Genomic DNA, 12715 nt, shown 5'->3' on the forward strand with positions numbered 1-12715 from the left:
GCCGGGGAGAGTTTTAGGGCCTTCCTCGAGGGCCGGCTGCCGCAACTGCCCGGCGAGAAGCCCACCAGCAAGGACTGGGAGGATCACCTGTCCACCCTGTTCCCGGAAGTGCGGCTCAAGCAGTTCCTCGAGATGCGCGGCGCCGACATGGGCGATGCCGCTGCCGTCAACGCCCTGCCGGCGCTGTGGGTCGGGCTGCTCTACGACGCGACGGCGCGGGCCGCCGCCTGGGACCTGGTCGGGGACTGGACCGCCGCGGAGCGCCAGCGCCTGCGCGAGGAGGTGCCGCGCGCCGGCCTTGCCACCCCTTTCCGCGACGGCACCGTCCTCGATGTCGCCCGGCAGGTGGTGGACCTGGCGCGGGCCGGCCTCTCCCGCCGCGCCCAGGTCGCGGACGGCGTGGACGAGACCCGCTACCTTGCCCCGCTCGAGGCGACGCTCGCGCTTGGCAAGACTCCGGCCGAGCGCTGGCTCGACAAGTACCACGGCGCGTGGGCAGGCGATCTCGGCCGCATCTTCGACGAGGCCGAGATCTGAGGTCTATTCGGCGGCCGCCGGCAGCTTGTCCCTGTCCTCGAGGTTGCCCATGGACGCCACGATGTGGTTGGCGAGCGCGTCGTAGATGCCGCCATAGGCATGGCTCGCCCGCATCAGCGCGATCTGCGCGTCGCGCAGCCGGGGCAACCCCTTGTCCTCTGAGATCACCCGCATGCCCGGCTGCAGCGCGCTTTCGGGCAGGAAACCGACGGCGAGATCGGTGAGCACGGCACTGGTGATGGCCATGGCGTTCGACGAGGTATAGGCGATCCGGTAGTCACGCCCGATGCGGTTGAGCGCCTCGACCGCGGTGTCGCGCCAGCAGCAGTTCGGTCCGCCGGTGGCGAGGGGCAGGGGGTCCTGCAGCAGCGCCTCGCCGCCATGCGAGGCCACCCAGAACATGCGCTCGGTGCGGAACAGTTCGCCGTATTCGTGGCTGGTCCCCTGGGTGAAGACGATGAGGTCGTACTTGCCAGTGCGCATGCCCTCGATCAGCTCCTCCGACGGCTGGCAGCGCACGTCCACGACGATCCTCGGGTGGGTGCGCTGGAAATTCGACAGGATGACCGGCAGCAGGCGCACGGCATAGTCGTCGGGGACGCCGAAGCGGATGCTGCCTGACAGGTCGCCGTCCGAGAACAGGTCCATGATTTCGGCGTTGAGGCGCAGCATGCGCCGGGCCAGGGCATAGACCTCCTCGCCGTAATTGGTGAGCGAAACGCTGCGGCCGTCGCGGGTCAGCAACACCTGGCCGAGGCGCTCCTCGAGCCGCTTGATCTGCATCGACACGGCGGACTGGGTCTTGTTCACGCGCCGCGCCGCAGCGGTGAAGCTGCCGCAATCGGCGATGGCGCAGAAGCTCTGCAACTGGTCGAGATCGAGGGGTGTCGACATGGGTGCGCACCATCACGCAGATTGATGAGGTGGATGAAATCTATTTGTTGGAGGAATGGAAGGCAAGCGCCTATCGTCCTTGCAACGGTGCCCGATCAGCTTTGGCACCGCTCTCGGCTTCCCCCCCCGGGACCACGTGAAATCGGAGAAGACCCATGGCGTACTTGCTTGCGGGCGAGCGGCCCGCCCGTGCCCCTGTCCCTGCGCATCCCCTCGCGGGCTTCTTCCGCTGGCTGGCCGCGGTGCGCACCCGGCGCGCCCGCCGCCTCGCACTGCAGGACCTGCTCGAACTCGATGCCGCGCTGCTCGCCGACCTCGGCATCAGCCGCGAGGATGTGTTCGCGGCCATGCGCCATCCGCCGCGCGATGCCGGAGAGGCGCTGGCCGCCTGCCGCGCCCGCAACGACGCCCGCCCTTGGCCCGATCGCTGATCGCGCCAGCCCCTGGGGTCGGCCCGATTTGCCGGCCCGGTTTCCTGACGACTGGCCGGACCTCGCGTCCGGCCTTCTTTCTTCCGCCCGCGCTTGATGAAGCGGCCGTTCAGGAGGCGTTCAACGCCGCCGGGACAGCCTCGCTGGCACAAACACGCCAGGAGGAATGAAAATGACCAATCGCCACAAGGCCCTGCTCACCGCCGCCGCGCTGCTCGCCGGGCTGGCCGCCGCGCCGGCGCTCGCCCGCGACAACGCCCCGATGGGCACCACCATTACCAAGGCCGACCTCGAGAAGGACGGCTATACCTGCCAGCTCGTCAGCGTCGGCTTCTGGGAGTGTACCAAGGGCGGCAAGACCTACTGGTGCGACGCCGGCAGTTGCCAGCCCAAGCCGCGCCTGCAGCCGTCCGGCACGCGCGTCCCGCGCCCGGATGTGAACGGCCAGCTGCTGAGCCGCTGATCGGCCGGGGGCCGGCCCCGCCCGCCCGCCGGGCCCCGTCAGGGCAGGGCGGCGAAGCCGTCGCCGAAGCCGTTGAGCGACACCGGGATGCCGATTCCTTCTTCGGGCGTCTTGAAGACGACGAAGATCGCGTTCGTGCCCTCGGACAATTGCTTGAGCAGGTCGTCGTCGAGCACCACCTCGGCGACGCAGCCATTGGGCAGGCAGCGCACGAAGGCGACCCGGCCGATGTCCTTGCCGTCGATGTTGAGCCCGAGCCCGTTCGGCAGCAGCACGCCGAGCGGGGCGAGGACGCGCAGCAGCCGCGCCTGCCGGTCGGCCGTCTTCAGCACGATCACCGACAGGCCGACATTGGGCTGGTCCTCGGCAGACACGTTCTGGATGATTGCGCACTGCTCGAAACTCGCGCCGGGAGGCGTGTCGCAGCTCATCTGCCAGTCGCCATACTGGGCCTTGACCACACCCTGCGCCAGGGCGGGGGCGGCGACCAAGGCGGCCAGGGTCAGCAGCAGGGCCGCAAGCGGCGTCAATCTCAGCGTCACGGGATGTTAACTCCACCAGGCATGCGCGCGCGTCGGCGACGCTCGGTTCTGTGTCCGACGGCAGGCGCGCCTTGTCAATCACCGCGCTGCCGCTTACCACCGGCTCGGGCCGCCCCGCCGGCTGCTTCCCTATCCAGCGCAGGAAGCCGGCGCAATGAGGGCGTCGTTGATGCAGATCAAACTTGTCCCCAATTGCGCACTTTGACGCATGCGCGCCTCGCGTGGTGGAATTGCGTTGCAACTGCCGATGTGATTTAGACAACCAATGAGCGCATCGACAGGCGCTCGGAGGCTGAGTCGCGGCGCCCGTTCGGGCGGTATTTTGCCGCAGGCCAGCCAGGCAAGCCGGAACAACGGGACTCAAGGGGGTTATAGGTGACCGGACAGTTTTTCCGCTCAATTCGGGCCGCGATCGGCGCCACCCTCGCGTTGGCGCCCGCCGCCGCGTTCGCCCAGGAAATCGGCAGGCCGGAGCCGGGGCAGCTGGGCCTGCAGCAATCGGTCACGACGCTGATGGACTCCATCCGCACGTTCCACGACGGCGTGCTGATGTGGACCATCACGCTGATCACGCTGCTGGTGATGGTGCTGCTGCTCATCGTCATGGTGCGCTTCAACGCCAAGGCCAATCCGACGCCGTCGAAGACGACGCACAATACCCTGATCGAAGTCGTCTGGACGGTGATCCCCATTCTCATCCTGGTGATCATTGCCATTCCCTCGTTCGGCGTTCTCACCGATCAGCTGACCATGCCGGACGGGCAGCGCAAATATCTCGGCAACAACATCTTCTCGTTCGGCGAGGTGGACGTGCCGGCGCCCGCCCTGACTGTCAAGGCGACGGGCGAGCAGTGGTACTGGAACTACGAATATGTCGACCAGGGCCTCTCCTTCGACTCCAACATGCTCAACGAGGAGGAGCGTGCGGCGACCAAGCCCGGTGAGCCGCGCCTGCTGGCCGTGAACAACGAACTGGTGGTGCCGGTCGATACCACGGTGCGCATGCAGATCACCGCCAGCCCCGGCGGCGTCATCCATGCCTTCGCCGTGCCTTCCTTCGGCATCAAGATCGACGCCGTGCCCGGCAAGCTCAACGAAACCTGGTTCAATGCCCGCAAGACCGGCCTCTACTACGGCCAGTGCTCGGAACTGTGCGGCCAGGACCACGCCTTCATGCCGATTGCCGTACGTGTCGTCACCCAGGACGAGTACGCGCTGTGGATCAAGACGCTGGCGGAGGGCTTCGTCGACGACGCCAACGCCACTCTGCCGACGCTGTGACAACGCCGGCGGCCGCTTGCCGGCCTCCGCTGACCAACGGAATTTGTGAGGAAAGCTGCAATGGCTGACACCCACCATCTGGAAGCCCACGGGGCCCAGGCTCCTGCCGCGGCGCATGCTGAAAGCCATCCCACGGGCTGGCGGCGCTACGTCTATTCGACCAACCACAAGGACATCGGCACGATGTACCTGATCTTCGCCATCGTGGCGGGGGTGGTCGGGTCGTTGTTGTCGGGCGCCATGCGCGTCGAGCTGCAGGAGCCGGGCATCCAGCTGTTCCACGGCCTGGCCGCGATGGTCTACGGCTCGGGCGGCGATGCCGCCATCGACGCCGGCAAGCACATGTACAACATGTTCACGACCATGCACGCGCTGATCATGATCTTCTTCATGGTCATGCCGGCGATGATCGGCGGCTTCGGCAACTGGTTCGTGCCGCTGATGATCGGCGCGCCGGACATGGCGTTCCCGCGCATGAACAACATCTCCTTCTGGCTGCTGCCCTTCGCGCTCACGCTGCTGGTGCTGTCGATGTTCTTCGAGGGCCCGCCGGGCGCCTACGGCGTCGGCGGCGGCTGGACCATCTATCCGCCGCTTTCCACCAGCGGCCAGCCCGGGCCGGCCATGGACTTCGGCATCCTGGCGCTGCACATCGCCGGCGCCTCCTCGATCCTGGGCGCCATCAACTTCATCACCACCATCTTCAACATGCGCGCCCCGGGCATGACGATGCACAAGATGCCGTTGTTCCCGTGGTCGGTGCTGGTCACCGCCTTCCTGCTGCTGCTGACGCTGCCGGTGCTCGCCGGCGCCATCACCATGCTGCTGACCGACCGCAATTTCGGCACCACCTTCTTCGCGCCCGAAGGCGGCGGCGACCCGATCCTGTACCAGCACCTGTTCTGGTTCTTCGGGCACCCGGAAGTATACATCCTGATCCTGCCGGGCTTCGGCATCGTCAGCCACATCGTCTCGACCTTCTCGCGCAAGCCGGTGTTCGGCTATCTCGCCATGGTCTACGCCATGGTCGCCATCGGCTTCGTCGGCTCGGTGGTGTGGGCGCACCACATGTTCACCGTCGGCATGTCGCTTGACCTGCAGCGCTATTTCGTGGCCGCGACGATGGTCATCGCCGTGCCCACGGGCGTGAAGGTGTTCTCCTGGATCGCCACCATGTGGGGCGGCTCCATCACCTTCCGCGCCCCGATGGTGTGGGCGATCGGCTTCATCTTCGTGTTCACCGTCGGCGGCGTCACCGGCGTGGTCCTGGCCAATGCCGGCGCCGACCGGGCCCTGCACGACACCTACTACGTCGTCGCCCACTTCCACTACGTGCTATCGCTGGGTGCGGTGTTCGCGATCTTCGCCGGTTGGTACTACTGGTACCCGAAGATGTTCGGCCTCATGTACAATGAAGGCATGGCGCTGGCGCACTTCTGGCTGACCTTCATCGGCGTCAACCTCGTGTTCTTCCCGCAGCACTTCCTTGGCCTCGCCGGCATGCCGCGGCGCTACATCGACTATCCGGACGCCTATGCGCTGTGGAACTTGGTGTCGTCGATCGGCTACTACATCACCTTCGCCGGCCTGCTGCTGTTCCTGTACTCGCTGTTCGAGGCAGTGCGGAAGCGGCGCATCGCCCCGGCCAATCCGTGGGGCGAGGGGGCAACGACGCTGGAGTGGACCCTGTCCTCGCCGCCGCCGTTCCACCAGTTCGAGACGCTGCCGCGGATCGGCAGCGGCACGGCCGGGCATTGATGGCTGCGGCCGGAAAGACAGCGAACTGATGGCTTACGTTGACGATCACGGGCAGATAGCAGCCGTCGCGGGGGAGGCGCGCGCCGAGGACTATTTCGCGCTTCTCAAGCCGCGGGTGATGTCGCTCGTGGTCTTCACGGCGCTCGTCGGGCTGCTGCTCGCGCCCGGCGGCATCAACCCGGTGGTCGGGTTCGTCGCCGTGCTGTCGATCGCCGTCGGGGCAGGGGCCTCGGGCGCGCTCAACATGTGGTACGACGCCGATATCGACGCCCGCATGAGCCGCACCGCCAACCGCCCGATCCCCGCCGGCCGCATCGACCGGGACCATGCCCTCGCCATGGGCCTGGTGCTGTCCGCCTTTTCGGTGGTGCTGCTCGGCCTCGCCACCAACTGGCTGGCCGCCGGCCTGCTCGCCTTCACCATCTTCTTCTACGCCGTCATCTATACGATGTGGCTCAAGCGCGCGACGCCGCAGAACATCGTGATCGGGGGCGCCGCCGGGTCGTTCCCGCCCATGATCGGCTGGGCCGCCGTCACCGGCAGCGTCAGCCTCGAGGCCTGCGTGCTGTTCCTCATCATCTTCCTGTGGACGCCGCCGCACTTCTGGGCGCTGGCGCTCTACAAGCAGAGCGACTACGGCGCCGCCGGCGTGCCCATGCTGCCCAACGTGGCGGGCGAGGGCGCGACCAAGGTGCAGATCCTGCTCTATTCGGTGGTGCTGGTGGCGGTGTCGCTGCTGCCGCCGCTGCTGGGCTTCAGCGGCCTTCTCTACACCGTTGCCGCCGCCGTCACCGGCGCGCTGTTCCTGCTCTCCGCCGGGCGGCTGTTCCGTACGCGCGAGAACGTGGCCATGAAGAAGGCCGCGCGCGGGCTCTTCGGCTATTCGCTGAGCTACCTGTTCCTCATCTTCCTCGCGCTGCTCGTCGATCGCGTGGCGGGGCTGGCGGGATGGCTGTGATGGGGCAACCGGTGGACAGGGAAGCCGAACAGGCGGCACGCCGGCGCCGGCGCTCGCTGGTGCTGGCCCTCGTGCTCGCGGCCTTCGTTGTGATCGTTTACGCCCTCACCATCGCCAAGATGGGCCCCGGCGTACTGCAGCGACCCTTGTGACACCATGACCGACGCTACCCTTCCCCCCACCAGCCGCCGCGGCAATGTCCGCATCGCCGCCATCCTGGCCGCCGTCGCCGTATTCATGGTCGGCATGGCCTTTGCCGCCGTGCCGCTCTACGACCTGTTCTGCCGGGTGACCGGGTACAACGGCACGACGCAGGTCGCCGATAGCAACCCCAAGGGGACCATCGCGCGGCAGATGACGGTGGCCTTCGATTCCAACGTGGACAGCGCCTTGGCTTGGCGTGTGCAGCCGTCGCGGCCGGTCACCGACAGCATTGGGGCGGTGACGACGGTGGTCTACACCGCGACCAACCTGTCCGATCATCCGATTACCGGATCGGCCATCTTCAACGTCGTCCCCGAAACCGCCGGCATCTACTTCAACAAGATCGAGTGCTTCTGTTTCACCGAGCAGACGCTGGCAGCGGGCGAGACGGTGGAAATGCCCGTCACCTTCTTCGTCGATCCCGATCTGGCGGAGAACCGGGACCTCGACACCGTCCGGCAGATCACCCTGTCCTATACCTTCTACGCTTCTTCTGAGGGAACCTAAGCCATGGCCGCTCACGCCAAGCCGAACCACGATTACCATCTGGTGAACCCGAGCCCCTGGCCCTTCGTCGGCTCCGTCTCGGCCTTCATCATGGCGGTCGGCGCCATCACCTGGATGCACGATATCCTGCCGCCTTGGCCGTTCTTCATCGGTCTCGCCGGCGTGCTCTACACCATGTATGCGTGGTGGAGCGACGTCATCCGCGAGGGCCATGCCGGCGACCATACGCCGGTGGTGATGCTGCATCACCGCTACGGCATGCTGCTGTTCATCGTCTCCGAGGTGATGTTCTTCGCCGCCTGGTTCTGGGCCTATTTCGACGGCTTCTTCAACGTCGACGCCCCCGAGCAGCTGGCCCGCCTCGCCGCCACCGGCGGCGTGTGGCCGCCGACCGGGGTCGAACTCTTCGACCCCTTCCACCTGCCGCTGTTCAACACGCTGCTGCTGCTGACCTCCGGCACCACCGTGACCTGGGCGCACCACGCCCTGCTGCACAACGACCGCCAGGGGCTGAAATGGGGCCTGGCCCTCACCATCCTGCTCGGCCTCACCTTCACGGCGGTGCAGGCGCTGGAATACTCGCAGGCCGGCTTCCAGTTCTCGGGCAACCTGTACGGCGCCACCTTCTTCATGGCCACCGGCTTCCACGGCTTCCACGTGATCGTCGGCACCATCTTCCTGATCGTCAACCTGGTCCGCGCCATGGGCGGCGATTTCACCCCGCAGCACCATTTGGGCTTCGAATTCGCTGCCTGGTACTGGCACTTCGTCGACGTGGTGTGGCTGTTCCTGTTCGCCTCGATCTATGTGTGGGGCAGCTGGGGCGTGCCGCTCGCCCACTGACGGCGGGCACATCTTTGCTGGGGGCGCGGCCGCGGCTGCGCCCCATTGCTTTTGAAGGACGCTAATGCCCGATTCCGACCGCCTGCCGTCCCCGCCAGCCCGGCGCTTCAGCCTCCGGACCGCCGCCTTCGTCGTGCTCATGCTCGCCTTGACCGGCGTGTTCGCGGCGCTGGGGGCGTGGCAGTGGCAGCGGCTCGCCGAAAAGCAGGCCCTGATCGCGGCGGTCGAGGAGCGCATCCACCAGCCCGCCATTGCCCTGCCGGCGGCGCGGGAGTGGCCCGCATTGGCCCCCGCCTATCTCGACTACCGGCCGCTGACGGCGAGCGGGCGCTACGTGCCGGAGGGGACGGTGCTGGTTTTCACCAGCATTGCCGGCGGTCGCGGCCGCTATTCCGGCCCCGGCTACTGGGTGATGACGCCGCTGGCACTTGCCGAGGGCGGAACGCTGTTCGTCAACCGCGGCTTCGTGCCCGAAGCGGCTGCCGCCGCCTTTGCCGGCGGCGGCCCGCTGCCGGAGGGCGAGGTCACGGTGACGGGCATCGGGCGCATGCCGGAGCCGGCCAGTGCCTTCACCCCCGGCGCCGATATCGAAAAGCGCATCGAGTGGGTCCGCGATCCCGAGCGGCTGGCCCGCTTCGCCGCTCCCGCACCCGCTCCCTTCGCCCCCGTCTATCTCGACCTGCCGGCCGGCGATGCGGGCGCCCTGCCGCAGGGCGGGGAGACGGTGGTGGAGTTTCCCAACAACCACCTGGGCTATGCCATGACCTGGTTCGGTTTCGCCCTGCTGACGCCGATCATGCTGGGCTTCTGGCTGCTGCGCCGCGGCCGGCCCGCGCCGGATCGATGAAACTTGCGGTTGGCGGGCTCTTTTACTAGGGTGCGCCGCAATCCCAAGGCATGCGCGCCAGGCGTGCCTCCCAGACAGAACCCGGGGCGATTCCCTTCAATGCTGTTCGTATCGACGCGCGGGCGGGCTCCGGCGCTCAATTTCTCCGATGCGGTGCTTGCCGGGCTTGCCGGCGACGGCGGCCTCTATGTTCCAAAGGTGTGGCCCCGCCTCTCGCCCGAGCAGATCGCCGGCTTCGCCAACCGTCCCTACGCCGAGGTGGCCTTCGACATCATCGCCCGTTTCGTCGACGGCGAGATTCCCGATGCGGCGCTGCGGGCCATCGTCGAGGGCGCCTATGCCGGTTTCCGCCACCCCTCGGTGGCACCGCTGGTGGAGCTCGAGCCGGGCCATTTCGTGCTCGAGCTGTTCCACGGGCCGACACTGGCCTTCAAGGACGTGGCCATGCAGTTCCTGGCCCGCACCATGGACCACATCCTGTCGGCGCGCGGGCAGCGGGCGACCATCGTCGGCGCGACCTCGGGCGACACCGGGTCGGCCGCCATCGAGGCCTTCCGCGGCCGCCCGTCGGTCGACATCTTCATCCTGCACCCGAAGGGCCGCACCTCCGAGGTGCAGCGCCGGCAGATGACCACGGTGCTCGACGACAACGTCTACAACCTCGCCATCGAGGGCACCTTCGACGACTGCCAGAACATCGTCAAAGGCCTGTTCAACAACCACCGCTTCCGCGACGGCGTGCGCCTGTCGGGCGTCAATTCCATCAACTGGGGGCGGATCGTCGCGCAGATCGTCTACTATTTCACCGCGGCGGTGTCGCTCGGCAGCCCGCACCGCGAGGTCACCTTCGTCGTGCCCACTGGTAATTTCGGCGATATCTTCGCCGGCTACTGCGCGCGCCGCATGGGCCTGCCGATCCGCACCCTGGTGATCGCCACCAATACCAACGACATCCTGTATCGGGCGCTGCAGACCGGGCTTTACGAACTGGGGGCGGTGACGCCCACCATCAGCCCGTCGATGGACATCCAGGTTTCCTCCAATTTCGAGCGCCTACTGTTCGAAGCGCTGGACCGCGATGCCGAGCGCCTGCAGCGGCTCATGGACAATCTCGCCCAGACCGGCGACTTCGCCATTCCCCCGGTGGCGCTCGCCGCCATGCGCGCCGTCTTCGGAGTCGGGCGCACCGGCGAGGACGAGACCTCGATCGCCATCGCCGAAACCTGGCAGCGCTCCGGCTACCTGCTCGACCCGCATACCGCGGTGGCGGCGGCGGTGGCGCGGCCGCTGGTCGGCGGCGAGACCCCCGTGATCACGCTGGCCACCGCCCATCCGGCCAAGTTCCCGGCAGCGGTCAAGGCTGCCGCGGGCATTGAACCAGCCCTGCCGCTGTGGTTGGCTGACCTTTATCAACGACCCGAGCGCCTGAGCGTTCTGGCCAACGACCAGGGCGAGGTGGAAGCCTTCGTCCGGGCCCGAACCCGCGCCATGGAGGAACGCCTTTGAGCGTTAGAAGCACGACGCTGCCCAACGGCATGACCGTCCTGACCGACGACATGCCGCATCTGGAGAGCGCTTCGTTGGGCATCTGGGTCAAGTCCGGCTCGCGCAGCGAAACGGTAGCCGAGCACGGCATTTCCCATATGCTCGAGCACATGGCGTTCAAGGGCACCACCACCCGCAACGCTCTCGAGATCGCCGAGGCCATCGAGAATGTCGGCGGCGACCTCAATGCCGCGACCTCGGTCGAACACACCGGCTACTTCGCCCGCGTGCTCAAGGAAGACGTGGCCCTCGCCGGCGACATCCTTTCCGACATCCTGCAGAACTCGTTGTTCGAGCGCGAGGAACTGGACCGCGAGCAGCAGGTGATCGTGCAGGAGATCGGGGCGGCGCGCGACAACCCCGACGACTATGTGTTCGACCTGTTCCAGTCGGCGGCCTACACCAACCAGCCGATCGGGCGCTCCATCCTCGGCACCGTCGAATCGGTCAAGAGCTTCGGCCCCGATTCCATCCGCGCCTACATGGATCGCAACTATGTCGGCGACCACATGGTCATCTGCGCCGCCGGCAATGTCGACCACGACGCCCTGGTCGACGTCGCCGGCGAGCGCTTCCACGACCTGCGCCCCAGCGGTGCCCCCGAGCCGATCCGGGCCAACTATACCGGCGGCGAGGAACGGCTGCTTTCCGACCACGAGCAGGCCCATATCGTGCTGGGCTTCGAGGGCCGCGCCTACAATTCCGACGGCTTCTATGCCGCCCAGATTCTCGCCTCCATCCTCGGCGGCGGCATGAGTTCGCGCCTGTTCCAGGAAGTGCGCGAGAAACGTGGGCTGTGCTATTCCGTCTACGCCTTTCACTGGGCTTTCGCCGACAGCGGCATCTTCGGCGTCGCCGCCTCGACCGGAGAGGAGCAGGTCACCGAACTGGTGCCGGTCGTCGTCGACGAACTGCGCCGCGCCACGGAGGAGATTTCCGAGGAGGAGGTCGTCCGCGTCCGCAACCAGATCCGGGCCGGGCTGCTGATGTCGCTGGAAAGCCCCTCCTCGCGTGCCGGCCAGTTGGCCCGCCAGCAGATCCTGTGGGGCCGCCCGATCCCGCTGCAGGAGACCGTGGACCGCATCAACCGGGTCACCGCCGACCGGGTCAAGCTGGTCGCCCGGCAGTTGTTCGACACCGACAAGGTGTCGCTGGCCGGCATCGGTCCGGTCGCCCGCCTCCCCGACTACCAGACCATCGCCGCGCAACTGAAGAACTGATCGTCATGGCCCGCGCAAATGATGCTCACCTGGTTCGCCCGTGACGACACGCCGGTGCTGCTGGGGCCGCGCGTGACGCTGCGGGCGCCGCGCCAGGCCGATTATCGCGCCTGGCGGGCGCTGCGCCGGGAGAGCCGCGACTTCCTCAAGCCGTTCGAGCCACGCTGGACCGAGGCCGATTTGGGCCAGGCGGTGTTCCTCGCGCGCCTGCGGCGCGGCCGCGAGGAGGCGAGGGCGGGCACCGACTTCACCTTCTTCATCTTCTTGAGGGAAGGCCAGGGCGAGATCCTGGTCGGCGGCCTCACCCTGTCCAATATCCGGCGGCGCGCCGCCCAGTACGTGACGCTCGGCTACTGGATGGGGCGCCCCTATGCCGGGCGCGGCCTGATGACCGAAGCGGTGGGCACCGTCATTCCGTTCGTCTTCGACACGCTCGGCCTGCACCGCATCCATGCCGCATTCCTGCCCTCGAACCAGGCCAGCCGCCGCGTCCTCGAGAAGAATGGCTTCCGCGAGGAGGGCTACGCCGAGAACTACCTGCAGATCGACGGCAAGTGGAGCGACCACGTACTTTTCGGGCTCACGCGCGAGCGCTACGAGGCGGCTGCCAGCGAAGGCGAGCGCTGAATGCTTGTGGCCGCGGGGAAACCCCGATACCTAGGTTCCCCATCTGTGGCTGCGGCGG

The 12715-nt window shown here is 67.3% G+C and carries 15 protein-coding genes; 13 read left to right on the forward strand and 2 right to left on the reverse strand.

Annotation, left to right across the window (positions count from 1 at the left end):
• Positions 1-537: glutamate-cysteine ligase family protein (locus VGD93_RS06250; protein ID WP_395010293.1), on the forward strand; the 537-nt coding region annotated here is incomplete at its 5' end.
• Between the two features lie 3 nt (positions 538-540).
• Here the strand turns inward: VGD93_RS06250 and VGD93_RS06255 are convergent.
• Positions 541-1431 (reverse strand): LysR family transcriptional regulator, encoded by an 891-nt coding sequence (locus tag VGD93_RS06255; RefSeq protein WP_395010294.1) that lies wholly within the window; start codon positions 1429-1431, stop codon positions 541-543.
• Positions 1432-1586: 155 nt separating this feature from the next.
• Between VGD93_RS06255 and VGD93_RS06260 the strand changes: the two genes are divergently transcribed.
• Entirely contained in the window at positions 1587-1862 is a 276-nt protein-coding gene (locus VGD93_RS06260; RefSeq protein ID WP_395010295.1) for a hypothetical protein, read from the forward strand.
• Positions 1863-2034: 172 nt separating this feature from the next.
• Positions 2035-2325, forward strand: coding sequence for a hypothetical protein (locus tag VGD93_RS06265; RefSeq protein WP_395010297.1), 291 nt, complete (start codon positions 2035-2037; stop codon positions 2323-2325).
• A gap of 38 nt (positions 2326-2363) precedes the next feature.
• Here the strand turns inward: VGD93_RS06265 and VGD93_RS06270 are convergent, their stop codons facing one another.
• Positions 2364-2861, reverse strand: a complete 498-nt coding sequence (locus VGD93_RS06270) for an invasion associated locus B family protein (protein WP_395010343.1) — start codon at positions 2859-2861, stop codon at positions 2364-2366.
• Positions 2862-3242: 381 nt separating this feature from the next.
• Between VGD93_RS06270 and coxB the strand changes: the two genes are divergently transcribed.
• The 10 genes from coxB (at position 3243) to VGD93_RS06320 (ending at position 12657) form a co-directional block, all read left to right on the forward strand.
• Positions 3243-4148 carry a cytochrome c oxidase subunit II gene (coxB, locus tag VGD93_RS06275; protein ID WP_395010299.1) on the forward strand — a complete coding sequence of 302 codons (906 nt, stop codon included), beginning with the start codon at positions 3243-3245 and terminating at the stop codon, positions 4146-4148.
• Positions 4149-4208: 60 nt separating this feature from the next.
• Positions 4209-5906 carry a cytochrome c oxidase subunit I gene (gene ctaD / locus VGD93_RS06280; RefSeq protein WP_395010301.1) on the forward strand — a complete coding sequence of 566 codons (1698 nt, stop codon included), beginning with the start codon at positions 4209-4211 and terminating at the stop codon, positions 5904-5906.
• A gap of 28 nt (positions 5907-5934) precedes the next feature.
• Entirely contained in the window at positions 5935-6864 is a 930-nt protein-coding gene (locus VGD93_RS06285; RefSeq protein WP_395010303.1) for a heme o synthase, read from the forward strand.
• The gene (locus tag VGD93_RS06290) at positions 6864-7016 is read left to right on the forward strand and encodes a hypothetical protein (protein ID WP_395010305.1); all 153 of its coding nucleotides are present in this window, start codon (positions 6864-6866) and stop codon (positions 7014-7016) included. The genes VGD93_RS06285 and VGD93_RS06290 overlap by 1 nt, the downstream gene beginning before the upstream one ends.
• A gap of 4 nt (positions 7017-7020) precedes the next feature.
• Positions 7021-7575, forward strand: a complete 555-nt coding sequence (locus VGD93_RS06295; protein ID WP_395010306.1) for a cytochrome c oxidase assembly protein — start codon at positions 7021-7023, stop codon at positions 7573-7575.
• Between the two features lie 3 nt (positions 7576-7578).
• The gene (locus tag VGD93_RS06300) at positions 7579-8418 is read left to right on the forward strand and encodes a cytochrome c oxidase subunit 3 (protein ID WP_395010307.1); all 840 of its coding nucleotides are present in this window, start codon (positions 7579-7581) and stop codon (positions 8416-8418) included.
• A gap of 64 nt (positions 8419-8482) precedes the next feature.
• Positions 8483-9265 (forward strand): SURF1 family protein, encoded by a 783-nt coding sequence (locus VGD93_RS06305; RefSeq protein WP_395010309.1) that lies wholly within the window; start codon positions 8483-8485, stop codon positions 9263-9265.
• Positions 9266-9364: 99 nt separating this feature from the next.
• Positions 9365-10771, forward strand: a complete 1407-nt coding sequence (gene thrC / locus VGD93_RS06310; RefSeq protein ID WP_395010311.1) for a threonine synthase — start codon at positions 9365-9367, stop codon at positions 10769-10771.
• Complete coding sequence (locus VGD93_RS06315; RefSeq protein ID WP_395010313.1) at positions 10768-12030, forward strand: M16 family metallopeptidase; 1263 nt, start codon at positions 10768-10770, stop codon at positions 12028-12030. The genes thrC and VGD93_RS06315 overlap by 4 nt, the downstream gene beginning before the upstream one ends.
• Positions 12031-12048: 18 nt before the next feature.
• Positions 12049-12657, forward strand: coding sequence for a GNAT family N-acetyltransferase (locus VGD93_RS06320; protein WP_395010315.1), 609 nt, complete (start codon positions 12049-12051; stop codon positions 12655-12657).
• Positions 12658-12715: the final 58 nt, after the last annotated feature.

The organism is Devosia sp. (assembly GCF_036406155.1).
In the GTDB taxonomy this organism is placed as follows: domain Bacteria; phylum Pseudomonadota; class Alphaproteobacteria; order Rhizobiales; family Devosiaceae; genus Devosia_A.

What these genes read in the sequence shown, in the direction of transcription:
- VGD93_RS06255 (WP_395010294.1), bottom strand. Translation starts at nt 1,431, where the DNA reads ATGTCGACACCCCTCGATCTCGACCAGTTGCAGAGCTTCTGCGCCATC.
- VGD93_RS06260 (WP_395010295.1), top strand. Translation starts at nt 1,587, where the DNA reads ATGGCGTACTTGCTTGCGGGCGAGCGGCCCGCCCGTGCCCCTGTCCCT.
- VGD93_RS06265 (WP_395010297.1), top strand. Translation starts at nt 2,035, where the DNA reads ATGACCAATCGCCACAAGGCCCTGCTCACCGCCGCCGCGCTGCTCGCC.
- ctaD (WP_395010301.1), top strand. Translation starts at nt 4,209, where the DNA reads ATGGCTGACACCCACCATCTGGAAGCCCACGGGGCCCAGGCTCCTGCC.
- VGD93_RS06285 (WP_395010303.1), top strand. Translation starts at nt 5,935, where the DNA reads ATGGCTTACGTTGACGATCACGGGCAGATAGCAGCCGTCGCGGGGGAG.
- VGD93_RS06290 (WP_395010305.1), top strand. Translation starts at nt 6,864, where the DNA reads ATGGGGCAACCGGTGGACAGGGAAGCCGAACAGGCGGCACGCCGGCGC.
- VGD93_RS06295 (WP_395010306.1), top strand. Translation starts at nt 7,021, where the DNA reads ATGACCGACGCTACCCTTCCCCCCACCAGCCGCCGCGGCAATGTCCGC.
- VGD93_RS06300 (WP_395010307.1), top strand. Translation starts at nt 7,579, where the DNA reads ATGGCCGCTCACGCCAAGCCGAACCACGATTACCATCTGGTGAACCCG.
- VGD93_RS06305 (WP_395010309.1), top strand. Translation starts at nt 8,483, where the DNA reads ATGCCCGATTCCGACCGCCTGCCGTCCCCGCCAGCCCGGCGCTTCAGC.
- thrC (WP_395010311.1), top strand. Translation starts at nt 9,365, where the DNA reads ATGCTGTTCGTATCGACGCGCGGGCGGGCTCCGGCGCTCAATTTCTCC.
- VGD93_RS06320 (WP_395010315.1), top strand. Translation starts at nt 12,049, where the DNA reads ATGATGCTCACCTGGTTCGCCCGTGACGACACGCCGGTGCTGCTGGGG.